This window comes from Streptomyces sp. NPDC002994 (assembly GCF_040611155.1).
GTDB lineage: Bacteria > Actinomycetota > Actinomycetes > Streptomycetales > Streptomycetaceae > Streptomyces.
On sequence record NZ_JBEXNQ010000008.1, the window covers coordinates 171,848 to 197,209 of the forward strand.

Genomic DNA, 25,362 nt, shown 5'->3' on the forward strand with positions numbered 1-25,362 from the left:
GGAAGAGCGGAATGCTCGCTGCCGGCGCAGGTCCCTTCCCCAACCGCGCTCACTCAGCTACCTAATTCGACCACTGTCGGTCATTCCACCGCTGTCCCGTGACCCTCAGGTTTAGCGTCCTTCCCCAGGTGACCGACTCCCCACCGCCGCCCCTCCCCGGAGCGGCAGTCGGACACCACCGCCGAAAATCCGGCGGCGGCCCGTTCCCCTGTGCGGGCCGCCGCCGGATGCGAGCGGCTCGACGTACAGCGACGTACAGGACGGAAGGACGTGGACGCCCTCGTGGCCACGCACCGAAAGCCCAAGCAGCGCCTGCTCACCGGCAACACCGCACGCACCGCCCGCACCGCCGTCACCTTGGCCCTCGCCGGAGCCGCGAGCGCCACCGCGTTTGACGGCATCGGGCACGCGGAGCCCGCCCTCACCCCCGCTCAGGTGAAGGCGAAGGTCGATCAGCTGTACCACGACGCCGAGGTCGCCACCGAGAAGTACAACGGCGTGAAGGAGAAGGCCGACGACGCCGGGGAGTCACTGAACGAGCTGCGCGACGAGGCCGCCCGCAGGACCGAGCGCCTCAACGCGGCGCGCAACGGGCTCGGTTCGCTCGCCACCGCGCAGTACCGCACCGGCGCGATCGATCCGGCCGTACAGGTGGCACTTACCTCCGACCCGGACCAGTACCTGGAGCGCGCCGCGATCGCCGACCGCGCCGGCGACCGGCAGGCGGCGGCCGTCACCGGGATACGGCAGCAGCTCGGGGAGATCGAGCAACTGCGGGAGGAGGCGGACAACCGCCTGGACGAGCTCAAGGCGCACCAGAAGGACCTGCGCAGGCACAAGTCGAAGATCAAGGAGAAGATCGGCGCGGCCGAGAACCTCCTGTCCCGCCTCACGGCGGAGCAGCGCGCGGAGTACGCCCGGGAGGACGGCCACGGCGGTTCGAGCGCAGATGCCGGGTCCGGGGCCGACCGCGCCAACCGCGCCGACCGCACTGAGCGGGCCGTCACTCGCGGCAACCGCCCGCCCCAGGCGCCGAACTCCCGTGCCGGGCAGGCGGTTTCCTTCGCGTACGGGGCGATCGGCAAGCCGTACGTGTGGGGCGCCACGGGGCCGTCCGCCTTCGACTGCTCGGGCCTGACGCAGGCGGCCTGGAAGGCGGCGGGCGTCTCGCTGCCGCGTACGACGTACACGCAGATCAACGCGGGACAGCGCGTCTCGCGCTCGCAGCTGGCCCCCGGGGACCTGGTCTTCTTCTACTCCGGCATCAGCCACGTGGGCCTCTACATCGGCAACGGCCAGATGATCCACGCACCCCGCCCCGGCGCCCCGGTCCGGGTGGCGCCGATCGACCAGATGCCGTTCGCGGGGGCGACGAGGCCGGCGTAGGAGCGACGGCTCGCGTAGGAGCGACGGCTCGACTTCTGACGACCGTCTAGGCTCCCGCGTATGAGCGGCGACAACGGACCTCTGGCGGACCGGTTGCTGGGTGAGTTCCGGGACTTGGAGCACGGCCGAGCGGACGGCCCGTCGCTACGTGCTGCTGTGCGAGACCACGGGGACCGGGAGGAACTTTCGCTGGTGGCAGTATCTGCGCGCGGGGACAGTCCTCGCCGCCACAGGAGCGCGCCTTTACGACGTCCTCAGTCCGGGGCGCGAGCTCATCGGCGGCCTTCGCCTGCTCACTGACGGCCAGTGGTTTTGGTACTCGGACCTCGCCCATTACGTCGAGCGGTACCACGTAGCCGTGAACGAGCAATTCCTCCAGCACGCCCGGCGTCGGAACTGGAACCCGCCCCGGTTGTCGCACACCGACCTCGACGGGATCCAAGAGCGCCTGTTCCGTGACGAGAGCTGAACCCGCAGGTCGGTCATGGAACGCCAGAGACGGGGTAAACGGCATACGTAGAGCAAAACGCACGCCACACCACGTGCCACCACCGCGAACGGAGGGCCGACCATGCCGGGCATCATCAGCCGGATCAAGCAGTACGCACGCAGCCCGCAAGGGCGCCGAACGATCGCACAGGCACGCCGCTCGGCGTCCGACCCCAGGAGGCGCAGCCAGGCGAGGCAGCTGCTGGGACGGCTGCGGGGCCGGAGGCACTGAGCGCGGGAGTGCGACAGTGCTGGGCGGGGCGGGGCGGGGCGCCGGACGGGTGCCCCGCCCCAGCTCACTCGCTGTCGGCGTGGGCCGCAGCCTCAGCATCAGCCTCAGTCTCTGAGGTGACCACCCAGTCGACGAGCTGGATGATGACGCCGTTGGGGTCGGTTACCTGGAAGAGGCGCTCGCCCCACGGCTCCTCGCGCAGCTCCATGCTGATCTCGACGCCCGCACTCTTCAGCCGCTCGTACTCCGCCGGAAGGTCGTCGACGGTGAACGCGACGATCACCCCGGTGGCGTGTTGATCCCGGAAGCCCTCGGGCAGCACCTCGATGCCCCGCCGCAGCAAGATCACGCTCGGCGCGTCCTCACGCGCGAGCGACGCGAACCCGTCGGCCGCCATGGCCTCCTGAAACCCGAAGTGGGTCGTGAGGAAGTCGGCGGAGGCGGGCACGTCGTCGACGGTGAGGGATATGGCGGTAGCGGTGATCTTCACGTTTCCTCCAGGGCCGGTGGGCGCAAGATCACATTAGCGGGGGCGGCGGGCTTGCCAGGGGCGGTAACCAATGCTCGCTTCTGGGGGTCGGGCCGTCCCGAGCGCTCCAGGGTCGGTGGGCCGTGACGGCGCGTCAAGGGCGCTCCCTACGGTCGCGTCGCTACGCGAGACCCCTTCGGGCTCCCCTTGACCCGCCGCCCCGGCCCACCGCTAACGCTTATACGGGGACGGCCCAAGAAAAAACGCCCTGCACGCGAGGTCCGGGGAGAGGCGGAGGTCGGCTCGGTGGCTGTCGGCTGAGTCTGTGGGGCGCACGACGTCTATGGGGCGGCTCGGCCCCAGGCTCAGCGGCCGACGGGAACGGCCGCTGGTGCGACATCCCCATTCCCACGCACACAAGCACCCACACCGGTGGACGGCGAGGCTGACGGGTCGGCCTGCACACTCATGGGTCTGCGGGTGGGGCGCGACAGTTGCATGGGGTGACTCGGGCGGGTGTGGCGTCCACCCCGGCCGGTGGCCGGTTGGGCCGCAAGCAGGTGACTGGTGTGGGTGGGTGGAGGGGCACCCAGGGGCGGGGCGTCCTTCTGACGGCCCGGCCGGACGGTCTGGCCGGACGAGCGACCGGGCCCGCAGGTCGGCTCGACACTCACGGCGAAGCCGATAGGGGCTCGAACGTTTCGGCGCGCCCGGTAGAGGTGGCGGACGTTCTCGGCCCTACCGGTGGGGGAGTCGTTACTCCGGGCCGGACAGATAGGGCAAGCTCCCAGCCGGGCCGGATGGGACGAACCCAGCACATGACACACAGACGCGCCCCTTTCGCCCTGCTATCGACCCATGGGGGAGGCCTCGAAGTGCGTCATGTGCGGGGTTCGTCGCACGCCAACGGCCCGGCGCATCCAGCCCAGCGGAAGACAGCTTCCGACGGCCACCACCGGTGGGGCGGACTCGGCCGCCCCAGGGGGCGTGGTCACGGCGGACCGGTGGGCGAGTGCGCCTGAGGAGACGGACTGGCGGGCGCGACGAACGCCCTGCTTGTGTGAGGCTGATGCGGCGGTACATCGGCCACTCCGCCCAGTAATGGCCGACGCGGCAGCCCCGCCTTCGTCGCTACAACGGCCCTTTCCGGGGGCGCGGAACGCGATGAACCCGGCACATGGCGAGTCGGAACACCCCTCCAACCCCACCAGTCCCAGCCGTATCGTTCCGACCGTCACAGGAGCGCTTCAACCCGCGTCAGCCCCACACGCACTGCGGACGACCACTTGATGTGATTCGCGTGACGGCTCACGGCCATCGGCCGGCCGAGACGCCCATTCCGACGCAGTCTTCTCGTCCTTGATGAGGTTCGGTCGCTCCAGCGAGCCAGCCCGGGGCCCGAACGCAACGAACTCAGCGCTTGATGAATCCCAGCACCCCTCCCGTCCCACCGGTCTCAGCCGTATCGCTCCCGGCCATCACGGGAGCCCTTCGGTCGTCGTGGGTGGGGTTCGCTCGCTCCGACGGCCCACTTCGGGGCCTGGTGCGCAACGAACCCGGCACTTGACGAGCCGCAACGCCCCTCCAGCCCCACCCGTCTCAGCCCTGTCGTTTCCGGCTCTCACGGGAGCGTTTCGACCCACACCCTGACTCGGACGACGGAAGGCGGCTCGTGTGATCCATTTGCGGGGCTGGGCAGGCGCAGTCGGTGCCTCACCACCCATCCACATCAGCAACCCGCTTGAGGCTTCGCCGATCACCGGCCGGGGTGGACGCCGAACCGGCCCGAGTCACCCCATTCAACTGCCGCGCCCCACCCGCAGGCGGGACAGTCCGCAGGTCGACCCGAACGGCCGGCCACCTGCCGACATGGGTGAAGCGTGTGCGTGGGAATGGGGATGTCGCACCAGCGGCCGTTCCCGTCAGCCGCTGAGCCCGGGGCCGCACCGCGCCCTAGACGTCGTGCGCCCCGCCCACTCACCCGTCGGTCGGCAGCGGTACGCCAGCCACTTGCCGGAGTTTCCCCGTGGGCTCCCCCCGGGGGCCGCCCCCCAGAAGCATTGCGGCGGAGGTCCGGCGGTCAAGGGTTAAGCGCAGCGCAATCGCCGCAGGCGACGCGACGCAGGAGCGCCCTTGAGGGGCGGGCCTCCGCCGCCACACTTACATGTGGCGGCCCCCAACGCAGACGCAACCAACGCCCAGGCCGCCCGAAGCCCCGCTCAGGACGCTGCGTACGCGACGAACGCGGCCCAGGATGGTGCGGGCACTGCGAGTTGAGGACCGCCCTTCACCTTCGAGTCCCGGATGTGGACGGTGCGGGGACAGGTGGCGACCTCGACGCAGGCGCCACCTTCGGTGTTGCTGTACGTCGACTTCCGCCAGGCGAGGGCAACTTCGAGGCAGTTACTGCCCTCGGTGTCGCTGTAGCTCGACTTGAACCAGTTCAGCTCGTCGCTCATAGCTCGTCCGCCATCCGCTGGATGAATCGTGCCGACTCCTCGGTTCCGAGGGCCTCCATTCGGATCATGCCATGACGCTGCATCGCGGTACCCACCTCATTCAGGTCGGCCGTCAGATGACTCAGAGACTGCCCTTCGAGGAGCGCGAGACGAACGTGTTCCGCGGTTTCCAGCAGAACGATCGGGCCATTGAGCCCCGGACTTGCGCCCGTACTGAACGGCAGCACCTGGACGGAAACATGACGGAGAGTGCCGACCTCCAGCAGGTACACCATCTGCTCTTTGTGTGCAGCCGAACCGCCTACTGGACACCGCAAAACAGCTTCGTACAGCACAAAGCTGCACTCGACCGGCGGCTTCCGGGTGAGCAGCGACTGACGGCCCAGCCGGGCCTGGATCCGAGTCTCCAGTGTTTCGTCGTCCAGCGGCGGACGGTGCGCCATGAGGAGCGCCCTCGCGGTCGCCTCGGTTTGCAACAAACCGGGAATGAGCAGCGGCTCGTACGACCACAAGCTCAGCGCCTCAGCCTCGTACTGGAAGTACTCCTTCGACCGAGCAGGAAACTTCTCCGGCACCAGAAATTCCACGGCCGCGATAAGCAACCCACCCGCCCCGCAAAACCCATCCGCCACCTGAAGCAGATGCAACGTCGGCTTACGCCGCCCCGCCTCCATCGCCTTCACGTACTCATAGCTGCAACTGGCCTCCTTGGCCAGCGCCTCCCGCGTCACACCCGCCCGCTCGCGCCAGCGCTTGATCTGATTTCCGCAGTACCGCCACGCCATCGGCGGCTCGGGGTTCGCCATGGTTACAACCACCCTCTGCACCGGGGCCGTTACTCCACCAAGCTATGCCCCTTCCCGCACGGTATGAGCCATGAACGACCACATTGAGTGGCACTTCCCCCGCCACCCCCGCAGCGTCGGCCGCGCCCGTAACCTCCTCGTCGGCCAAGCCCGGGAGTGGAAGGTCCCCGATGACGCCGCCGAGACCGCAACCCTTCTCCTCAGCGAGCTCATGACCAACGCCCTGCGTCACGCGGGCTGCGCGCCCGGCCGGGAGGTCTGGGTGCGGTTGGTCTTGCAGCAGCAGACGGTCGCCATCCTGCGCATCGAGGTGTCCGACGCCTGCGTCGTACTCCCGCATCCGCGCGACGCCTCGCCGGACGACGAGACCGGGCGCGGGCTCGCCCTGGTCGACGCGCTCGCCGCGCGGTGGGGGGCCGCGCCGCGTGAGTGCGGGGTCGGCAAGACGGTGTGGTTCGAGGTCAATTGCCTTGAGGCGGGCGACGGCGGTGTGTAACGGTGCGCCCATGCCACCCACGCCCAACGACCCTCGCAGTAGCCCGCTCCCCAGATCCGTCGCGGAGGCCATCGCCGCAGAACAGAAGCCAAAAACGCGCCTGCGCTACCTCTACTTCTGGGGCCACCGCCCAACCCCCGGCACCGCCGCCGGGCCCGGCTGCCTCAGTCAGTGGTGGCCGGTCGAGTTCACCGAGGAGGGTCACACCTACCGCTCCGCCGAGCACTACATGATGTCGCACAAGGGCTGGCTGTTCGGGGATGACGAAACCGCCGCCAAGATCCTTCGGGCCAAGACCCCCGGCGAGGCCAAAGCCCTCGGCCGCCAGGTCGCCGGTTTCGACGAAGCGATCTGGCGCGAGCACCGCTACGGAATCGTCGTACGCGGCAGCATCGCCAAGTTCGGTCAGCACAGCGCCCTCCTCCACTACCTCCTCGCCACCCGCAACCGCGTCCTCGTCGAAGCCAGCCCACTGGACCCCGTCTGGGGCATCGGCCTCGCAGCCGACGACGTACGCGCCGCCTCCCCCACCACCTGGCGCGGCCTCAACCTCCTCGGCTTCGCGCTGATGGACGCCCGCGAGACGCTGGCCGAGGCCGCGGCGTAAGGCCCTCATGAGGTCGCGCTCGTACGTCGCCGCTGCGCCGGAAAGCCGTGCACCCGAGCCGCCGTCACCACCAGCAGCACCGGCAACAGCAGCACAAGGACGCTCCACGGGAAGGAGGTCGGGCCGAGGCGGTCGAGCAGGATCCCGCCGGCCAGCCCACCGCCCGCCATGGCCGCGTTCCACAAGGTGACGAGCATGGCCTGCGCGGCGTCCGCCGCGTCGCCCCCCGCGTCACCCACGGCGGTTTGCAGGAGGGTGGGCGCGCCTCCCCATCCGAGCCCCCACAGCGTCACCGCGACGTACACCATGGCGGGACTGTCGGCCAGCACCGCCAGGATCGCGGCCGCCACGGCCACCAGGACGGTGCTGGCGACGGTCAGCGCCCGCAACCGGCGGTTAATCTGCGCGCCCACGATCCAGATGCTCACCAGGGACGCGGCGCCGAAGACCAGCAGCACGAGGTCGGTCGAGTCGCCCATGCCGAGCCGGGCGAGGAACGTGGCGATGAAGGTGTAGAGCACGGTGTGGGCCAGCACGAAGGCGAAGGTGACGAACAGCACCTGCTTTACGCCCGGCACGCGCAACGCCCGCAGAACCGGCGCCCGGCGGCCGTCCTGCCGCCGCTCGCCGGGATAGTCCGGGACCGTCACGGTGATCCACCCCAGCAGGCCGACAGTCAGCGCCGTCATCATCAAAAACGCCACCTGCCAGCTGAGCGCCTTGCCCAGGAAGGTCCCGGCCGGCACGCCCAGCGACAGGGCGACCGGTATCCCGGCCATGGCGATCGCGATCGCCTTGCCCTGAAGGTGTACGGGCGCCATGCGGCGGGCGTAACCGGCGAGCAGCGCCCAGGCCAGGCCCGCCGCCACTCCGGCGACGAAGCGGGCCACCATGGTGAGGGAGTAGTTCTCGGAGAGCGCCGTGACCGTGTTGGCTGCGGCGAATCCGGCCATCGCTGTGAGCAGCAGCCGCTTGCGCCGCCACCCTGACGTGGCCGCGGTCAGCGGGATCGCCGTGAGGGCGGTCCCGATCGCGTAGACCGTCACGGTCTGGCCTGTCGCGGACTCGCTGACGCCCAGGTCGGCACTCATCGCCGGCAGCAGACCCGCGGGCAGCGTCTCGGTCAGGCTGGTGATAAAGACGGCGGTGGCCAGCGCGAGGAGGGCGGGCAGCGGCAGTTTCTGGGGCTTGGCTTCGGATCCGGATCCGGATCCGGATCCGGATCCGAAGTCGGAGTCGGAGTCGAATTGGGTGAGTTCTGTTGTGTGGTTTCGCATGCTCGGTATGCTCGAACCCTCACATTGATGTGAGGGTCAACGCGGCCAGCGAGATGTGAGGCAGGTCACATGCGAATCGGAGAGCTTTCGGAGCGCACCAACACACCCCGGCGACTGCTGCGTTACTACGAGGAGCAGGGCCTGATCGCCGCCGACCGCTCCCCCAACGGCTACCGCGAGTACGACGAGCGCTTCGTCGACCGGGTCATGCAGATCAGAGGGCTGCTCGACGCCGGGCTGCCGACCCGCATCATCAAGCAGATCCTCCCCTGCCTCGACAAGCCCCGCGTCATCCACTTCCCCGACGCGACACCGGAGATGCTCGCCACGCTGCAACGCGAACGCGACCGGATGACCGAGCGCATCGAGTGCCTCATCCGCAACAGGGACGCCATGGACGAGTACCTCCAGACCGTCACACCAGCCGGCGCGCCGTAGCCCACCGCGTCAGCTCATGCCGGTTCGAGAGCTGAAGCTTGCGCAGCACCGCCGACACATGCGACTCGACCGTCTTCACCGAGATGAAGAGCTGCTTGGCGATCTCCTTGTACGCGTAACCCCGCGCGATCAGCCGCAGCACCTCCCGCTCCCGCTGCGTCAGCCGGTCCAGGTCCTCGTCCACCGGCGGCGCGTCCGTCGACGCGAACGCGTCCAGCACGAAGCCCGCCAGCCGGGGCGAGAACACCGCGTCGCCGTCCTGTACGCGGAAGATGGAGTCGACGAGATCCGCGCCCGTGATCGTCTTCGTCACGTACCCCCGCGCCCCGCCCCGGATCACCCCGATCACGTCCTCCGCCGCGTCCGACACCGACAGCGCCAGGAACCGCACCGGGTTCTCCACCGCGCCCATCATCGGCGCGCACCGGCGCAGAACCTCTACGCCGCCGCCGCCCGGCAGGTGGACGTCGAGCAGGACGACCTCGGGCCGGGTCGCCGTGATGACCGTGACCGCCTGGTCGACGTCGGCGGCTTCACCGACCACCTCGACGCCGGTCGTCTCGGTCTGCCCGATCTCCGCCTGCACTCCCGTACGGAACATCCGGTGGTCGTCCACCAGCACCACCCGTACCCTGCGTGCCTCGCTGCCGCTCTCGGTCGTGGTCTCGGTCATGCGTCCGCCGCCCTCTCCATCTCAAGCTCGACCACCGTGCCCCCGTCGGGCGCGGAACGCAGCCTCGCCGTGCCGCCGTTGCGCTGCATACGGCCGATGATCGATTCTCGTACGCCCATACGGTCGTCCGGCACCGAATCCAGATCGAACCCGGGCCCCCGGTCCCGTACGGAGACGAATACCGTCCGGCCCTCGACCTCCGCGTAGACCTGCACCGCCCCGCCCTCGCCACCGTACTTGGCGGCGTTCACCATTGCCTCGCGTGCGGCCTGCATCTGCGCGATCAGCTTGTCGTCGAGCGGGCAGTCGCCGACGACCACGACCTCCAGCGGTACGCCGTGCTTGTCCTCGACCTCCGCCGCCGACCGCTTGACCGCTTCGGCAAGGGTGGTGGGCTCCTCGGACTCCTCCTTGCCGTTGCCCTCCGGCTTGTAGAGCCAGTTACGCAGTTCCCGCTCCTGCGCCCGCGCCAGGCGCCGTACCTCTCCCGGGTCCTCCGCGTTGCGCTGGATCAGCGTCAGGGTGTGCAGCACCGAGTCGTGCACATGCGCCGCGACTTCGGCGCGTTCCTGGGCGCGGATGCGCATCAGGCGCTCCTCGGACAGGTCCTGGGTCATACGCACCAGCCAGGGCCCGGCCAGGAGCGCTATGCCGGTGACGACCGCCAGCGCCGCCGTCAGTACGTTGCCGAGCTGCGCCGCGGAGCCCCGTACCACCAGGAACGCGGTCAGGCCCATGCCGACCAGTGCCACGCCCGCCATGCCGCGTGCCAGTTGCAGCATCCGGCGACGGCGGGGCGTCTCCGTCCAGTGGGCGCGGCGCGCGTTGTCGGCCTGGCGCCAGACGAGTACGACGCCGAGGCCGATCAGCAGCGCCGGCCACACGTACCGCCCGGCCTGGCCGCCCACGTCGACGTTGGTGACGAAGGTGAGGGCGCCGACGAGCAGCGCGAAGAGTGCGAAGACCTGGCCCTTGTCGGGTTTACGGAGCTTGCGGCGCCCGTCGGGTGCGGTCTCGAAGGCCGAGCGCGGCGCGTCCACGCCACCGACGCCGAGCGGCACCACGAACCAGAAGACGGCGTACAGCACCGCGCCAAGACCGTCCGAGAGGAAGAGCGCGAGAAAAATGATCCGCACCCAGACCACCGGCAGTCCGAGATGCCCGGCGAGCCCGCGCGCGACACCTCCGAGCATCCGCCCTTCGGCGCTGCGGTAGAGCTTGCGCGGCTGCGACTCCTCCGGTTCGGGGCCGTGGGAGCTCGCGGCTCGGCGGGGCGTGGCGACTGGCATGCCCCGATGGTCACATGTACGGGTGGGCCAGGGCATCAGGGTCGGTCCCCCACATTCCCCTGACTAGCGGGCTGCGGGCCTGTCGCCCCCGCGCGCCCCGAGCCCGTACAGCAACGTGTCGACGACCCGGGTCGCGAGCGCGTCCGGCTCCGCGCCGGCGGCTCCGTCCTGGACGGCCTCGCCGATGAGCGCGTAGTACACGCGGCGTACCCAGTCGAGGTCGGCGGCCGGGTCGAGCAGGCCCTTGTCGCGCATGCGCGCGAGGAGATCCATGCAGCGGTTGGTGATGTCCTGCTGCGCCTGGGCGGCGGGGCTTTCGGGGGCGTGCGTCTGCGCCAGCGCGAAGCCCCATGAGCCCTTGATCCTGAGCACGTTGGCCGTGATCCGGTGCAGCGCCACCAGGGGTGGGGTGGTGTCGGGGCGCCCGTCGTCGATGGCCTGCACCAGTTGCCGTACGGCCGAATCGGCGAGCGCGTCGATCAGCGCCTGACGGCTGGCGAAGCGGCGGTGGACGGTGGTCCTGGCGACCCCGGCGGCCTCGGCGATCTGCTCCATGGAGGCGGTCGCGTCCTCGGTGAGGACACGTTCGGCGGCCTCCAGGATCGCGCGCACACTGCGCTCCGCGTCCGCTCGCAGCGGCCGTCCGGCCGTGCGGGTCCCGTCCATGGGTCGTCCTCCTACATCCGCTTCGAAACTCACCAAATGATACGCCACCGCCACAGCTACCTCGCTATCTGCATCACTGCTGTTGCAGATAGGAATTTAATTGCTACTCTGATGTTGCAAGTCGGTCGCAAGTTCCCCTGAATAAACGCCGGAAGGACACCCTCATGACCAACCCCACCAACCCCACCGCCCTCATCACCGGAGCCTCCTCGGGACTCGGCGCCGAGTTCGCCGCCCAGCTCGCCGCCCGCGGCATGGACCTCGTCCTCGTCGCCCGCTCCGAGGACCGGCTCCACGCCCTCGCCGAGCGGCTCGGCAAGGAACACGGCGTACGCGCCCACGTCCTCGTCCAGGACCTCGCCGAACCGGACGCCGCACGCCGCGTCGGTGCAGCCCTCACCGAGCGCGGGCTCACCGTCGATCTGCTGGTCAACAACGCCGGCTTCGGCACCTGCGGCCGGTTCGAGGAGATCTCCGGCGCCCGCGACCACGACCAGCTCATGGTCAACGTCGTCGCGCTCGTCGACCTCACCCACGAACTGCTGCCCGGCATGCTGGCTCGCGGCTCCGGCGGCGTACTCAACGTCGCCTCCACCGCCGCCTTCCAGCCCAGCCCGTACTTCGCCGTCTACAGCGCCACGAAGACGTTCGTCCTCAACTTCTCGCTCGCACTCCGCCAGGAGTACCGCCGCCGCGGCATCCGCGTCACGACCCTGTGCCCCGGGCCCGTCGAGACCGCCTTCTTCGACGCCATCGGCACCCGCAAGGCGGCCGTGACCGGCAACTTCACCACTCCCGAGCCCGTCGTCAGGGCCGCCCTGGCCGCGCTCGACCGCAACCGCGCCTACGTCACGCCGGGCCTCGGCAACGCCGTCGCGGCCCACCTCTCACCCCGCCGTTCGCGCACGCTCGTCACCGCCGTCGCCGAGCGCATCACCCGCAAGGTCCTGGAGCCCGCCGCCTGACCGGGCACAGCACTCGGGGTGGAAATCAGGGATCGTCCAGGGTCGGGGCGGGTGCCGCGGCGCCGTACCGCCCCTCACCATGGACGTATGACACAGCCGTACGACGCCGCCGCTTCCCCGGCATCCGCCGGAGACCCACCGCCACCGCCACTGCCGCTGCGCCGCAGCAAGCGGCAGAAGATGGTCGGCGGCGTGTGCGGCGGGCTCGGCCGGCACTTCGACCTCGACCCGGTGATCTTCCGGATCGGTCTCGGCCTCCTGGCCGCCACCGGCGGTCTCGGCCTGATCTTCTACGGCTTCGCCTGGCTCTTCATCCCCCTCGACGGCGAGGACGAGAACGAGGCCCGTCGCCTGCTGACCGGCCGGGTGGACGGCGCCACGCTCATCGCCGTGCTCTTCGCCCTCGTCGGCTGCGGACTCTTCCTCTCGATGCTGAACAACGGCAGCGTCCTCGGCTTCGCCGTGCTGCTCTCCATCGCCCTCGCCGGCGCCGCCTACTGGTCGCAGCGCCGCCGCCTCACCGACCCCGAAACCGGCCCGGTCGACCCGGTGGCCGCACAGGCCGCCGCCGTCGCGCCACCGGAGACGCAGGCGCCGCCCGTACCCGGGGCGCCCTCCTGGTGGCGGGACCCCATCGTCAAGGACGGCACGACGGGCCCGGTCGGCACCGGCTATCTGTGGGGGCCCGAGGACGCGGTCGTGGACGAGGCGCCGGCCCGGGACCGGGGTACGGCCCCCGTCCTTCCCCCGCAGCAGCGGCGCGATCCCGCGACGCGCGGGCCGCGCGGCATCGGCGGCCGGGTGTTCCTGCTGGCGGTACTGGCGGCCGCGCTCGGCACCGGCCTGTCGTGGGACGCCGAGCCGCTCGGCACGAGCCTCCAGCTCGGCCTGTCCTGCGCGCTCGCCGTCTTCGGGCTCGGCATCACGGTGAGCGCGTTCCGCGGCCGTACGAGCGCCGGCACGATTCTGCTCACCGTGATCACCGCGCTGATGCTGGCCGGCGCCGCCGCGCTGCCGAAGCAGATCTCCACGGACTGGATGCGTACGGACTGGAAGCCGGCCTCGGCCTCGGACGTGCGGCCGGGGTACGAGCTCGGGTCGGGCGTGGGCACGCTCGACCTCAGCGGCGTACGCGTGCCGGCGGACTCGTCGGTGGCCACCCGGGCCGAGGTCGGTGCGGGGCAGCTCAGGGTCGTCGTACCGAAGGACGTGAGGGTGGAACTGCGCATGAAGGTGGGTGTCGGAGACATCCAGCTGCCGGGAGAGAAGCGACAGGACTTCGACGTACGGACGGACCAGGACCGGCGCCGGACACTGGAGCCAGAACCGGAGCCGGCCAACGGGCGACCGCAGGGCAGCGAGCCCGCCGGGACACTTCAGCTGCATCTGGAAGTCGGCGTCGGACAGGTGGAGGTGACCCGTGCCGCGAAGTGACGCGCACCAGTTCAAGCCCGGCAAGCTGATCAGCGGCCTCGTCGTGCTGGGCACGGCAGCGGCGTACACGGCAGACGCCGCGGGCGCATGGCAGGTCCCGGCCTACCTCGCGCTCCCCGTCATCTGCCTCGGGCTGCTGCTCGCGGGCGCGGTGAGCTGGGTGACCTACAGCGTGCGCCGGCGGCGCGCCGCCAGGGCCGCGTCGACGGAGACGAACGCGGCGCCCGCGAGCACGAGCGGGAGCCAGGCCATGAGGTAGATCAGGTCGTTCCCGTAGTAGTACGGGTCGGACGACCAGCTCACCGTCAGCCACAGGCTCAGCGAGATCAGCGCCCCGCCGAGTGCGGCGAGGCGGGCGAGCAGTCCGATCAGCGTGCCGATGCCGACGGCGAGTTCACCCAAGCCGATGGCGTAGCCGAAGCCCTCGGGGTTCTTGAGCGCGAGGTCCACGAGGGCGGGGATGGCCGAGGTGTCGCGCACGCCGCGCATCATCTCGCCGACCGAGCCGGTGCCGCTCGCGGACATGAACTGACTGTCCGTCAGTTTGTCCAGGCCCGCGTAGATGAAGGTGACCCCGAGGAAGACGCGCAGGGGCAGGAGCGAGTAGCGCCGCGCCGTGGCCCGCAGGCCGCCGCGCCCGTGCGGCCCGTCGCCCATGCCCATGCGCCTGTCCGCGCTCATGCCCGTGCCCGTTCCCGCCATGCTGCCGTTGCCGCCGGTTCGATACCCGTGGCTCATGGTCTGGTCCCGCCTCTCCGAAGAGTCAGCGCCGCCCGTACGGCGCGGGCGCGATTCTTCCCGCGCCCCTCGAAGAGGGATACGTATGCAACGGTGATCCGGCTCAAACGGCAGGTCGCGAAGGGTGCTGCTCAGCCGCTCAGTCGGCCGGCCGCTCAGTCGGCCGGCCGCTCAGTCGGTGACGTCGATCGTCACCCGGTCGGTCTCCGCGCCCGCCGCCGTCACCACCTGCACATCCACCCGCCCCGGCTCGACCTCCACCGGCACGGGCACCGTCAGCACCGTGTCCGTCGGGTTGGCGAAGCCACCGGGCACCGGGATCAGCGGGACGTGGACGTGCACTGTGCCGATCCGTACGACCATCCGGGCCAGCCGGTCAGGGGTCCCCGCGCCCGGCGGTACGAAGCCCGCGCCGCGGATCTCGATGTCGTCGCCGGTACGGATCGGCGCGTCCAGATCGCCCGCCTCCCTGGCCCGCACGACCGACAGGACCACCGGACGGCCGCCCTCCGCGAACTTCCCCGCGAAGTACGTCGCCGCCGAGACCGCCACCAGTACGGCCAGGCCCCACGGCAGATCGGGCAGTTGCTCGGGACGCCGGGCGAGACGTACGGCGGCGAAGACCACCGCGACCGCGCTCACCAGGACGTACTGCACGTCGGCGAAGTTGCCGCGACCCGCGTCATCGGTGAGCAGGTCGGCGGCGCGGGGGCGGTCGGCCCGTACCTTCTGCAGGCGCTGGGAGAGGACCCGGACGGTCACCACGTGACGTACGACGACGGCGATCGCGCAGGTCAGCGCGAGGACGGTCAGCATGCCGAGCCCACGGGCGAGTTCGAGGCCGGCGATCAGCGCGTCGCGGTCGGCGTGGTCGGAGGCGCCGGCCAGCTGGATCGCGATCACCAGCACCGCGAAGACGATGAGCAGCACCCAGCTCGCGGCGACGGCGCGCGAGGTCGACAGCCGGTTGTCCTCACCGATGAGGGGCGCGAGCAGGCCACCGCGCGCCCGGTGCATGCGCGCCGCGCCGGTCAGCAGGGCGGCAGTGACGAGCGCCGCGATCAGCCCCGCCGTGCGGGCCGGTGTCCAGCCGGCGCCGATGGCCGTGAACGCCTCCGCGAGCAGCAGCACGATCACCCCGCCCCACACCACGAACAGCGTGCTGCGCCACACCATGGCGAGCCACGCCTCGCCCGCCTCGCGGCTGCGTTCGGCGACAGCGCGGGCCGACTGCGTCAGCTCGTCCGACACCCACTGGCGCGAGGCACCGGCGGAGTGCGCGACGGCGGCGGGCAGCCCCTGACCTGCGGCGAGACCGTCGCGCTTGGCCAGGAAGGCGGAAACGGCACGGCGGTGGCCCTCGCGGGCGCCGTGCGGGCAGTCGCCGCACGTGCAACCGCCACTGTGCGTGCTCTGTCTTGCCTCTTGCACAGCCACGGAAGTTTTCCGCCCTCTCGAACCCGCTGAAGGGAACTTCCCTCCGGTGTAGGGGAATTGTGCCGTACGGAGGGAGGCCCGCGCTCCACCCGAAAGAGTGCTACCCGAGTGCTACCCGAACAGCTCCGGCTCGGTGCGGCTGATCCGGCGCCACAGCGGCTGGTGGTTGATCCACGCGACGAGGTCGCTGCCCAGCTGTTCGCGCGTGGCGACCGCGTCCTTGTGGTCGATCAGTACGGGCCGTCCCGCCGCCCGCGCGGCGAGCTGCACCTGGCAGCAGCGCTCCATCGCGAGGAACCACCAGGCCGCCGCGTCCACCGAGTCCCCGACGGTCAGCAGCCCGTGGTTGCGCAGGATGACGGCCTTGTGGGGCCCGAGCGCGCCCGCGATCCACCGCCCCTCCGCCTCGTCCACGGAGACGCCCGTGTACGCGTCGTACAGCGCGTGGTCCTCGTAGAACGCGCACGCCTCCTGCGTGATCGGATCGAGCAGCTCGCCCAGCGCGGACAGCGCACGGCCGTGGATCGAGTGGGTGTGGGCGACGGCCACGACGTCCGGCCTGGCCCGGTGGACCCGTGCGTGGACCATGAACGCCGCCTGGTTGACGTGGCGGGCGCCCTCGACGACCTGCCCGTCGCCGTTGACGAGGATCAGGTCGCTCACGGTCATGTCGGCGAAGGCGAGCCCGAAGGGATTCACCCAGTAGCAGTCGGCGTGCTGCGGGTCGCGCGCGGTGATGTGCCCCGAGACGCCTTCCTCGTACCCATACCGCCCGAACAGCCTGAGCGCTCCCGCGAGCCGCTCCTTGCGGTACTGACGCTCCTCGGCGGCGGTCGCGTGGGTGGGCGGCATCGCGAAGGCCAGCTGCTCGACGGGAACTGGAACCGGAACCGGTACGGGCGCGGGTATCTCACTCATGGGCCGGAAGCTACCGCGCGGTACGGGAGCTGAACAGAGGCGTGCGTTATCAGTCGCCGGCACGCCGACGGCGGTTGATCGCCGTGAGATCGATATCGATGTCGAACGGGACTGTCAGCTTGAGCCTGTTGTGGTGGATGCCCGTTGGAACGTAGGCCTTGAGCGCCGGATCGAGCTCGTAGACGTACACGACAGGAAGGCCATCGTTCTCTTCCACGCGCCAGTAGTGCGGCACGCCTGCCCCGGCATACTTCCGGGGCTTGACCTCGCGGTCGCGCTCTTCTGAGTCCTCGGAGACGACCTCGACAGCCAAGATGACGTCTTCGGGCTTGAGGTAGGTGCTCTTCGGGCCGGTATCCGCTCCGATCGGAACCACGAGGACGTCCGGCTCAGGCCGGTTTCGCTTGTTCAGCTTGATGCTGAACTCCCGAAAAACGTCGAGCTCGTCCGAAACCTGATCCAGGAGAGCGTTCTCCAGCAGACGCATGGTGCGCATGTGGAAGGTAGTTTGCGGACTCAAGAAGACGAGGCTCCCGTCGATCAGCTCAGTACGCCTGGGCAAGTTCGGAAGCCGGTCGAGATCGTCCGCAGTCCAGCCGCCCGCCGGGGGTACTGGATAGTTGTACTGCTCGTCCAGTTCGTACTCGGGCGCGGCGCTCATGATTGCTCCCATGCGACGGAGTCTCGCGTGCAAAGTCAGCGTACCCACCGGGAACGACAACGCCGCCGCCCAAACGAATGAGCGACGGCGACGGCGTTGACCTTGCTGAGCGGTGGGGGTTACTCCCACTCGATCGTGCCCGGCGGCTTGCTCGTCACGTCGAGCACCACGCGGTTCACGTCCGCGACCTCGTTCGTGATGCGGGTCGAGATCTTCGCCAGTACGTCGTACGGCATCCGCGTCCAGTCCGCCGTCATCGCGTCCTCGGACGAGACCGGGCGCAGCACGATCGGGTGGCCGTACGTCCGGCCGTCACCCTGGACGCCCACGGACCGTACGTCCGCGAGCAGAACGACCGGGCACTGCCAGATGTCGCGGTCCAGACCGGCCGCCGTCAGCTCCTCGCGGGCGATCGCGTCGGCCTCGCGCAGCAGGTCCAGGCGCTCCTTGGTGACCTCGCCGACGATGCGGATGCCGAGGCCGGGGCCGGGGAACGGCTGACGCTGGACGATCTCCTCCGGGAGGCCGAGCTCCTGGCCGACCATCCGGACCTCGTCCTTGAAGAGCTGGCGCAGCGGCTCGACGAGCTCGAACTCGATGTCGTCGGGCAGGCCGCCCACGTTGTGGTGCGACTTGATGTTCGCAGTGCCGGTGCCGCCACCGGACTCGACGACGTCCGGGTAGAGCGTGCCCTGCACGAGGAACGCGACGTCCTCGCCCTCCGCGCCGGCCTCGGCGACGATCTCCGCCTGGGCCTGCTCGAAGACGCGGATGAACTCGCGGCCGATGATCTTCCGCTTCTCCTCGGGGTCGGAGACCCCGGCGAGCGCGTTCAGGAAGCGCTCCTGCGCGTCGACGACCTTCAGCTGTACGCCGGTGGCCGCGACGAAGTCCTTCTCGACCTGCTCGGTCTCGCCCTTGCGCATCAGACCGTGGTCGACGTACACGCACGTCAGCTGGTCGCCGATGGCCTTCTGGACGAGCGCTGCCGCGACGGCGGAGTCCACGCCGCCGGACAGGCCGCAGATGGCGCGCTTGGTGCCGACCTGTGCCTGGATGGCGGCGATCTGCTCCTCGACGACGTTGTGCGTGGTCCAGTCGGGGTCGATGCCCGCGCCCCGGTAGAGGAAGTGCTCCAGGACCTGCTGGCCGTGCGTGGAGTGCATGACCTCGGGGTGGTACTGCACGCCGTACAGCTTCTTCTCGTCGTTCTCGAAGGCGGCGACCGGCACGACGTCCGTGGACGCGGTGACGGTGAAGCCCTCGGGCGCGGCCGAGCAGGCGTCGCCGTGCGACATCCACACCGACTGCTCGACCGGGGTGCCCTCGAAGAGGGTGGAGCCGGCCTTGGAGACGGCGAGAGGGGTACGTCCGTACTCGCGCGCACCGTTGTCGTCGACCGCGCCGCCGAGCGTCGTGGCCATCAGCTGGAAGCCGTAGCACATGCCGAAGACGGGGACACCGGCCTCGAAGATCTCGCGGTCGAGGGTCGGGGCGCCGTCCTCGTACACGGAGGACGGGCCGCCGGAGAGGATGATCGCCTTGGGGTTCTTGGCCAGCATCTCCGCCACCGGCATGGTGCTGGGGACGATCTCGCTGTAGACGCGGGCCTCACGGACACGGCGGGCGATGAGCTGGGCGTACTGCGCGCCGAAGTCGACAACGAGGACGGCGTCGGGGGCGGCGGGGGGCACTGCTGGCACGGGGCGGCCTTCCGGCGGTGAAGGGTGTCGGGACTGTCAATTCTAACGGGGACGCGACATTCCCCTTGTCTCACCATACGAACCGGGCTTTGGCCGCCCGCCGGCGCCAGGACATACTGGACCCATGCACAAGCAGCTGAGCTTCCTCTTTACCTATGGCACCCGGTCCGACCGGTGCCATGGTCGAGCTGCTTGAGCAACTGACAAGCGACTTCACAGGCGCCCCGGGCCGACAAGGCCCGGGGCGTTCTGTCATTCCCGGGCCTGGCCGCCGCCCCGGGGGGCCGTACCCCTTCACATAGAGGAGATACGGACATGAGCACCAGCACCAGCACCGCCGCCGTCACCGCCGCCGACAAGACCGGCGCCCGCACCGACGAGGCCGCGGACCTGATCGGCAACGCCCGGGAGCGCATCGACTCGCTCGACGACAGGATCATCGGTCTCATCCAGGAACGGATGGCCGTTTCGGCCGTCATCCAGGAGGCCCGCATCACCTCGGGCGGACGCCGCGTGAACCTGTCGCGCGAGATGGAGGTCCTCGGCCACTACAGGGACGCTCTCGGGAAGCCCGGCACGGCGCTCGCGATGACGATGCTGGAGCTGTGCCGGGGCCGCATCTGAGTTCGGGCGCATCCTCACCCGTACGGCGCGTGACCGGGCCCCGCGGGGCCTCGTTGGTCCCGGTGTCCGCGCCAGCCAGGGGCGGGCCCGCAGGAAAGAACCACGCGTGGCTCCGCCGGGGCGTGCGGCGTACTGCAAGTGCGTCGTGGGACCTCGTCCCGGCGCGCGTGACCGGTCGGCAGGGGACAGCAGCCCGGTCACCCAAGGCGGTCGGTTCCGGGGACGCCCGGAACCGACCGGCCGTGTCACTGGGCCGGGTCCCGGGATGTCGTCGAAACTGTTGCGCCCGCCGCGGCAGATCCCGCACGATGCAAAGGCAGCCCGCGCACTCGACACCGACCGTGCGCCCCTCGTGCGCCGGGTCGCCCTCAGCACGCTCCACTCAGCTCCACTCAGCTCCACTCAGCTCCACCCCAGCTTCACCTCAAGAGCCAGCGGCGCACCCCCCGGCGCCGCCCCCGCGGCACCGGCGCTGCCCTGACGCCGGTGCTGACGGCCTGGGGCCCCGCGGATCTCCCCCTTCCGCGGGGCCCTTCGCTTTGCGCGGGCGATGTGCCTTGCCGGGCGGCGCGGCGGCCACGTGACGCACGCCACATGAGAAACCCATGAGATTCCGGGCAACCCTTTACGCCCGTCACAGGTCATCCATGCGAACCAACGGCCACCTGTGCACCCCCACGCCACGGCGGCCCTCACATCTCGTGCCGCAGCTCTGCGCGGTACGCCAGACTTTCTGAGGACTACATGAAGCTTCGCCGCGCCATGGCCCTTGCGGCTGCGACAGCCGTCATAGCTCCCGCCGCTCTGCTGGCCGCGCCGGCCGCGTACGCCGAGGGCGAGCCCACCACCACCTCGCAGACCGAGACGACCGACCCGGGCGAGGCAACCGACCCCGGCGCGACCGACCCGGCCGAGGAGAACGACCCGGTCGACGCGACCGACCCGTCCGAGACGGACCCGGGCGAGGCCACCGACCCCGGCGCGACCGACCCGTCCGAGGAGGAGCCGCCGACGGACCCCGGGACGGACCCGGCCACCGACCCCGCCGGTGACCCCGACCCGTCCGACACGGACCCCTCCGTGGAGGAGCCGCCGACGGACCCCGGGACGGACCCGGTCACCGACCCCGCCGGTGACCCGGACCCGGCCACGGACCCGGCGGTCGACCCCGGCAGCGAGACCGACCCGGAGGGCGAGGAGGACCCGGGCCAGGAGCCCGTGGACCCCGAGCCCGGCACCGAGCCCGGCGACGAGGACCCCGACACCGACCCCGGTGAGGACGACTGGGGCATCTGCGAGAACTCCGACCTCGAACTCGCGGTCAAGGGTCTGCCGGGCAAGATCGCCGCGGGCAGCGGCTGGCGCCAGTTCAGCCTGAACGTCTACAACTCGTCGGACACGGACGTCTCGGACGTCTACTACTTCGCCGGGGCGTCCTTCGACAAGGACGGCATGGAGCTCATCAAGTCCCGCCAGGTGACGCTGCAGGCGTACAACGAGGAGCTCAACACCTGGGACGACCTCGTCGACCAGGAGGGCAACGCCGTCGGCTACGTCGGCGAGTCCAGCAAGATCGAGGCCGGCTACGAAGTCGACATCAAGCTGCGCCTGAACGTCAAGGCCAGCGCGCCGGCCGGCACCGCGTTCACCCTCGGCGCGGGTTTCTACACCGGTGACGAGGACTGCGCCGGCTTCGCCGACGTCTCGTACAAGTTCGAGATCGTCGCGGCCGGTACCGACACGGAGGGCACCAAGCCCACGGAGGGCGGCAAGGCCCCGGTCCCGAGCGAGAAGCCGACCGAGAGCACGGTCCCGGCCGTGACCGGCGCCCTCGCCGAGACGGGTTCCTCGTCCGCGGTGCCGATGTTCGCCCTCGCGGGCGGCGCGGCTGTGGCGCTCGGCGTCGGTGCGATGTTCGTCGTACGCCGCCGCCAGGCCGGTTCCGAGGCCTGACACGGCCCGTATGACCCGGTGACACACCGGTAGGGACTCGGTGGAGGACCGGCAAGAGGCGCTGCACTCGGAGGGGGGTGCAGCGCCTTTTGCCTGCCCGCTCAACTCTTGGGCGGGACCGCCGGTATGCCGAGGAACGGCAGCTTCAGCGCGCCGAAGGCCTCCTTCGGCACCGCCGGCGCCTTCGGTTCGATCGCCGCGAGGCGCTCGTACGCCGCGTCCTGCGCCGGGCGGGCGTCCGGCTCGCCCTTGTTGGGCCAGTACGACATGGCCCGCTCCGCCTGTGCGGTGATCGTCAGCGAAGGGTTGACGCCCAGGTTGGCGGAGACGGCCGAGCCGTCCACCACCGAGATGCCCGGGTGTCCGTACAGCCGGTGGTACGGGTCGATGACGCCCTTCTCCGGCGAGGCGCCGATCGGGCAGCCGCCCAGGAAGTGCGCGGTCAGCGGCGTGCCCATGAGCTCGCCGATGTTGCTGCCCGCGAAGCCGTTGATCTCGTCGGCGAGGATGCTCGCGGCGCGCGCCGCCTCGGGTATCTGCTTCGGGTTGGGCGCGCCGTGGCCCTGGCGGGCGGTGAGCAGGCCCTTTCCGATGCCGCCCGGCTTGCGGTACGTCGTCAGGGAGTTGTCCAGCGACTGCATGACCAGCCCGATGATGGTCTTCTCCGACCAGCGGTGGTTGGAGAGCGACCGCAGGGTCAGCAGCGGGTGTCTGGCGACGTTGCCGAGCCAGCCCAGCGCGCGGGGGAATTTGTCGGCGTACGGCACCTGGATGATGGACATCGCGCCCATCGCGTTGGAGCCCTTGCCGTAACGGACCGGCTCGATGTGGGTGTTGGCGTCGGGGTGGATCGAGGACGTGATGGCGACGCCCCGCGTGAAGTCCGCCTTCTTCGCGCCGGTCTTCGCGCCGTGCTTCTTGCGGTAGCGGCGGTCGGTGGTCTGCGAGCCGACGAGGGCCTCGGAGTTGGTGCGGGTCAGCTCGCCCAGCTTCGCGGAGATGCGAGGGAGGTCGCCGCGGTCCTTCATGGTGTGCAGGAGGGTCTGCGTGCCGTACGTACCGGCGGCGACGACGACCTGGCGTGCGCGCAGGGTGCGGGGCTTGGCCTTGCGGCGGGCGTCGGTGGGGACGGTGGCGACGCGGTAGCCGCCGTCCGGGTGCTCGGTGAGGCCGACGACGGAGGTCATGGGGTGGACGACCGCGCCGGCCTTCTCGGCCAGGTAGAGGTAGTTCTCGTTGAGGGTGTTCTTCGCGCCGTGCCGGCAGCCGGTCATGCACTCGCCGCATTCCGTGCAGGCCTTGCGGGACGGGCCCACGCCACCGAAGTAGGGGTCGGGAACTTCCGTGCCGGGCCCGGCCGTTGAATCACCGTCGGCGTCCTGCCCGTCGCCGTAGAAGACACCTACCGGTGCCATGTGGAATGTGTCGCCCACTCCCATGGCCTCGGCGGTCGCCTTCAGGTGTACGTCGGACGGCGTCATGGTCGGGTTGAGCCGCACCCCGAGCATGCGCTTGGCCTGGTCGTAGTACGGCGCGAGTTCGTCCTGCCAGTCGGTGATGTCCGCCCACTGCTGGTCCTGGAAGAAGGGAGCGGGGGGTACGTACAGCGTGTTGGCGTAGTTGAGGGAGCCGCCTCCCACACCCGCGCCCGCCAGCACCATGACGTTCCCGAGCAGGTGTACGCGCTGGATGCCGAAGAGGCCGAGCGCGGGTGCCCAGAGGTAGTTCTTGATGTCCCAGGAGGTCTTGGGCAGGGTCTCACGCGTGAAGCGGCGGCCCGCTTCCAGGACGCCGACCCGGTAGCCCTTCTCCGTCAGGCGCAGGGCCGATACGCAGCCGCCGAAGCCGGATCCGACGACGATGACGTCGTAGTCGTACACAGAGCTCTCCTGTGGCATTGGCGCTCCTCGTCAAAAAACCTGGATCAGCAATCTGGATCAGCGGAAACGCAGGAGCTTCAGCGCCTTCAGGCTGGTGCTCATGAACGCCGCGTACTGCTCGTCGTCCATGCCGAAGGACGGGGCCATCGGGATCAGCCGCTGGTGGGCCACGGTCTGGGCCTCGGTGTACTTGAGGATGCCCTCGGAGCCGTGCCGGCGGCCGAGTCCGGATTCCTTCATGCCGCCCATCGGCGCCTGGACACTGCCGTACGCCGGGGCGTAGCCCTCGTTGATGTTGACCGTGCCGGTGCGCAGCCGGGCGGCGATCGCGTGACCGCGCTTGCCGTTCTTGGTCCAGACGCTCGAATTGAGACCGTACGGGGTGGCGTTGGCCTGCTCGACGACCTCGTCCTCGTCGGTGAACCGGTAGATGGAGACGACCGGGCCGAACGTTTCCTCGGTGCACACCGCCATCGGCGCCTCGACGCCGTCCAGGATGGTCGGCTCGAAGAAGAGCGGGCCGATGTCGGGGCGGGCGACGCCGCCGGCGACGAGCGTGGCGCCCTTGGCGACGGCCTCTTCTACGTGCCGCTTGACGTTCTCCAGCTGGCGCTCCCCGACGAGGGAGCCCATGTCGGCGCCGTACGCGAGGGACGTGCCCAGGCGCATCGCCCTCGTACGGGCGGCGAACCGGGCCACGAAGTCGTCGGCGATCGACTCGTGGACGTACAGCCGCTCGATGGAGATGCACAGCTGTCCGGCGGAGGAGAAGCAGGCGCGGACGGCGCCCGCCGCCGCCTTCTCGACGTCGGCGTCCTCCAGGACCAGCATGGCGTTCTTGCCGCCGAGTTCGAGGGATACGCCGATGAGGCGGGCGGCGGCGCCCTGGGCGACCTCGCGGCCGGTGCGGGTGGAGCCGGTGAAGGAGACGTAGTCGGCGTGCTTGACGATCTCGGGGCCGACGACCGGGCCCTCGCCGAGGACGACTTGGAAGACCTCGGCGGGCAGCCCGGCCTCGACGAGGAGGTCGCGGGCCCACAGGGCGGTCAGCGCGGTCTCGGTGTCGGGCTTCATCACGACGGCGTTGCCGGAGACGAAGGCGGGCAGCGCGTCACCGATCGACAGCTCGAAGGGATAGTTCCAGGGGGCGATCTGGCCGACGACACCGCGCGGCTGGCGCAGCTCGGTGACCTTCGTCAGGGTCGGGATCGCCCCGGTGCGCCGCTTGGGCCTGAGGTACGACGCGGCCTTGCGGCCGTAGTGGCGGGCGGCGATGGCGACGGCCAGGACCTCCTCGTGCGCGTGCAGGCGGGCCTTGCCGGTCTCCAGCTGGATGAGGTCGAGGACCTCGGCCTGGCGCTCCAGGACCAGGTCGTGGAAGCGGAGCAGGATCGCGGCGCGCCGGCGTACGGGTATGGCCGCCCAGACGGGCTGGGCGGCGCGCGCCCGCGCGAAGGCGGTGGCGACGTCCTCGGGGGTGGACTCCGGCAGGTCCGCCAGCTTCTCGCCGGTGAAGGGCGTGTGGTTCGCGGTGCGGCCGGAGCCGACCACGTCACGCGTGAGCTGTGCGACCACCTCGGGGGTGACCACATCGGCCGCGGTGCGCGCACCTGCGGGGGCTGCGGCGAGTGGGTTCGTACCGAGGGCGGCTGCGGGGGCCTGCGAGTCCGTCATGAGGGGGAGAGTAAGCCTCCCGCGCGCCTTTTGGTACCCGCCGGTAACGCCTTTTCACCAGCCCCACACCACCGCGCCAGTGTTCACT

General features: G+C 70.3%; 23 protein-coding genes. 9 read left to right on the forward strand and 14 right to left on the reverse strand.

Annotated features, from left to right (window positions below; genetic code table 11):
* Window positions 1-282: 282 nt before the first annotated feature.
* Together ABZX79_RS13035 and ABZX79_RS13040 are read left to right on the forward strand one after the other, a co-directional pair.
* On the forward strand, window positions 283-1,386 hold the full coding sequence (locus tag ABZX79_RS13035) for an NlpC/P60 family protein (RefSeq protein ID WP_355255343.1): 1,104 nt from the start codon (window positions 283-285) through the stop codon (window positions 1,384-1,386).
* 100 nt (window positions 1,387-1,486) lie between these two features.
* Window positions 1,487-1,855, forward strand: coding sequence for a hypothetical protein (locus ABZX79_RS13040; RefSeq protein ID WP_355255346.1), 369 nt, complete (start codon window positions 1,487-1,489; stop codon window positions 1,853-1,855).
* A 316-nt stretch (window positions 1,856-2,171) separates the two neighbouring features.
* Here the strand turns inward: ABZX79_RS13040 and ABZX79_RS13045 are convergent, their stop codons facing one another.
* From ABZX79_RS13045 to ABZX79_RS13055, 3 genes are all read right to left on the reverse strand, one after another.
* Window positions 2,172-2,597, reverse strand: a complete 426-nt coding sequence (locus tag ABZX79_RS13045; RefSeq protein ID WP_355255349.1) for a VOC family protein — start codon at window positions 2,595-2,597, stop codon at window positions 2,172-2,174.
* Window positions 2,598-4,795: 2,198 nt separating this feature from the next.
* A complete protein-coding gene (locus ABZX79_RS13050) occupies window positions 4,796-5,035 on the reverse strand; it encodes a DUF397 domain-containing protein (RefSeq protein ID WP_355255352.1) in 240 nt (79 codons plus the stop codon).
* Complete coding sequence (locus ABZX79_RS13055) at window positions 5,032-5,841, reverse strand: helix-turn-helix transcriptional regulator (protein WP_355255355.1); 810 nt, start codon at window positions 5,839-5,841, stop codon at window positions 5,032-5,034. Before ABZX79_RS13055 ends, ABZX79_RS13050 begins: the two co-directional genes overlap by 4 nt.
* 70 nt (window positions 5,842-5,911) lie before the next feature.
* On the opposite strand from ABZX79_RS13055, the gene ABZX79_RS13060 reads away from it, so the two are divergent.
* Entirely contained in the window at window positions 5,912-6,337 is a 426-nt protein-coding gene (locus ABZX79_RS13060; RefSeq protein WP_355255358.1) for an ATP-binding protein, read from the forward strand.
* 10 nt (window positions 6,338-6,347) lie between these two features.
* Window positions 6,348-6,944 carry an NADAR family protein gene (locus ABZX79_RS13065; protein ID WP_355255361.1) on the forward strand — a complete coding sequence of 199 codons (597 nt, stop codon included), beginning with the start codon at window positions 6,348-6,350 and terminating at the stop codon, window positions 6,942-6,944.
* Between the two features lie 5 nt (window positions 6,945-6,949).
* Here ABZX79_RS13065 and ABZX79_RS13070 read toward each other — a convergent pair whose 3' ends face one another.
* Complete coding sequence (locus ABZX79_RS13070; RefSeq protein ID WP_355255364.1) at window positions 6,950-8,221, reverse strand: MFS transporter; 1,272 nt, start codon at window positions 8,219-8,221, stop codon at window positions 6,950-6,952.
* Between the two features lie 69 nt (window positions 8,222-8,290).
* Between ABZX79_RS13070 and ABZX79_RS13075 the strand changes: the two genes are divergently transcribed.
* Window positions 8,291-8,659 carry a MerR family transcriptional regulator gene (locus ABZX79_RS13075; RefSeq protein WP_355255367.1) on the forward strand — a complete coding sequence of 123 codons (369 nt, stop codon included), beginning with the start codon at window positions 8,291-8,293 and terminating at the stop codon, window positions 8,657-8,659.
* On the opposite strand, the gene ABZX79_RS13080 is transcribed toward ABZX79_RS13075, so the two are convergent.
* From ABZX79_RS13080 to ABZX79_RS13090, 3 genes are all read right to left on the reverse strand, one after another.
* Entirely contained in the window at window positions 8,637-9,332 is a 696-nt protein-coding gene (locus tag ABZX79_RS13080; protein WP_355255370.1) for a response regulator transcription factor, read from the reverse strand. The genes ABZX79_RS13075 and ABZX79_RS13080 overlap by 23 nt on opposite strands.
* On the reverse strand, window positions 9,329-10,621 hold the full coding sequence (locus tag ABZX79_RS13085) for a PspC domain-containing protein (RefSeq protein ID WP_355255373.1): 1,293 nt from the start codon (window positions 10,619-10,621) through the stop codon (window positions 9,329-9,331). Before ABZX79_RS13085 ends, ABZX79_RS13080 begins: the two co-directional genes overlap by 4 nt.
* Window positions 10,622-10,684: 63 nt before the next feature.
* Window positions 10,685-11,287: a TetR family transcriptional regulator gene (locus ABZX79_RS13090; RefSeq protein WP_355255376.1), complete on the reverse strand. Its 603-nt coding sequence runs from the start codon at window positions 11,285-11,287 to the stop codon at window positions 10,685-10,687.
* A gap of 164 nt (window positions 11,288-11,451) precedes the next feature.
* On the opposite strand from ABZX79_RS13090, the gene ABZX79_RS13095 reads away from it, so the two are divergent.
* Both ABZX79_RS13095 and ABZX79_RS13100 read left to right on the forward strand, forming a co-directional pair.
* Window positions 11,452-12,252 carry an SDR family oxidoreductase gene (locus ABZX79_RS13095; RefSeq protein ID WP_355255379.1) on the forward strand — a complete coding sequence of 267 codons (801 nt, stop codon included), beginning with the start codon at window positions 11,452-11,454 and terminating at the stop codon, window positions 12,250-12,252.
* An 87-nt stretch (window positions 12,253-12,339) separates the two neighbouring features.
* Window positions 12,340-13,686 (forward strand): PspC domain-containing protein, encoded by a 1,347-nt coding sequence (locus ABZX79_RS13100; protein WP_355255382.1) that lies wholly within the window; start codon window positions 12,340-12,342, stop codon window positions 13,684-13,686.
* A 165-nt stretch (window positions 13,687-13,851) separates the two neighbouring features.
* On the opposite strand, the gene ABZX79_RS13105 is transcribed toward ABZX79_RS13100, so the two are convergent.
* The 5 genes from ABZX79_RS13105 to guaA all read right to left on the reverse strand — a co-directional run bounded on the left by ABZX79_RS13105 (window position 13,852) and on the right by guaA (window position 19,143).
* The gene (locus ABZX79_RS13105; protein WP_355255703.1) at window positions 13,852-14,349 is read right to left on the reverse strand and encodes a DoxX family protein; all 498 of its coding nucleotides are present in this window, start codon (window positions 14,347-14,349) and stop codon (window positions 13,852-13,854) included.
* Between the two features lie 246 nt (window positions 14,350-14,595).
* The gene (locus ABZX79_RS13110) at window positions 14,596-15,861 is read right to left on the reverse strand and encodes a hypothetical protein (protein WP_355255384.1); all 1,266 of its coding nucleotides are present in this window, start codon (window positions 15,859-15,861) and stop codon (window positions 14,596-14,598) included.
* Window positions 15,862-15,972: 111 nt separating this feature from the next.
* The gene (locus tag ABZX79_RS13115) at window positions 15,973-16,779 is read right to left on the reverse strand and encodes a class II aldolase/adducin family protein (RefSeq protein ID WP_355255387.1); all 807 of its coding nucleotides are present in this window, start codon (window positions 16,777-16,779) and stop codon (window positions 15,973-15,975) included.
* A gap of 49 nt (window positions 16,780-16,828) precedes the next feature.
* Complete coding sequence (locus ABZX79_RS13120) at window positions 16,829-17,440, reverse strand: Uma2 family endonuclease (RefSeq protein WP_355255390.1); 612 nt, start codon at window positions 17,438-17,440, stop codon at window positions 16,829-16,831.
* Window positions 17,441-17,559: 119 nt separating this feature from the next.
* On the reverse strand, window positions 17,560-19,143 hold the full coding sequence (guaA, locus tag ABZX79_RS13125; protein WP_355255393.1) for a glutamine-hydrolyzing GMP synthase: 1,584 nt from the start codon (window positions 19,141-19,143) through the stop codon (window positions 17,560-17,562).
* Window positions 19,144-19,458: 315 nt separating this feature from the next.
* On the opposite strand from guaA, the gene ABZX79_RS13130 reads away from it, so the two are divergent.
* On the forward strand, window positions 19,459-19,767 hold the full coding sequence (locus ABZX79_RS13130) for a chorismate mutase (RefSeq protein WP_355255396.1): 309 nt from the start codon (window positions 19,459-19,461) through the stop codon (window positions 19,765-19,767).
* A gap of 744 nt (window positions 19,768-20,511) precedes the next feature.
* Window positions 20,512-21,720 (forward strand): LAETG motif-containing sortase-dependent surface protein, encoded by a 1,209-nt coding sequence (locus ABZX79_RS13135; protein ID WP_355255399.1) that lies wholly within the window; start codon window positions 20,512-20,514, stop codon window positions 21,718-21,720.
* A gap of 101 nt (window positions 21,721-21,821) precedes the next feature.
* Here the strand turns inward: ABZX79_RS13135 and ABZX79_RS13140 are convergent, their stop codons facing one another.
* Window positions 21,822-23,618, reverse strand: coding sequence for a GMC family oxidoreductase (locus ABZX79_RS13140; RefSeq protein ID WP_355255402.1), 1,797 nt, complete (start codon window positions 23,616-23,618; stop codon window positions 21,822-21,824).
* Between the two features lie 39 nt (window positions 23,619-23,657).
* The gene (locus tag ABZX79_RS13145; RefSeq protein WP_355255405.1) at window positions 23,658-25,274 is read right to left on the reverse strand and encodes a succinic semialdehyde dehydrogenase; all 1,617 of its coding nucleotides are present in this window, start codon (window positions 25,272-25,274) and stop codon (window positions 23,658-23,660) included.
* Window positions 25,275-25,362: the final 88 nt, after the last annotated feature.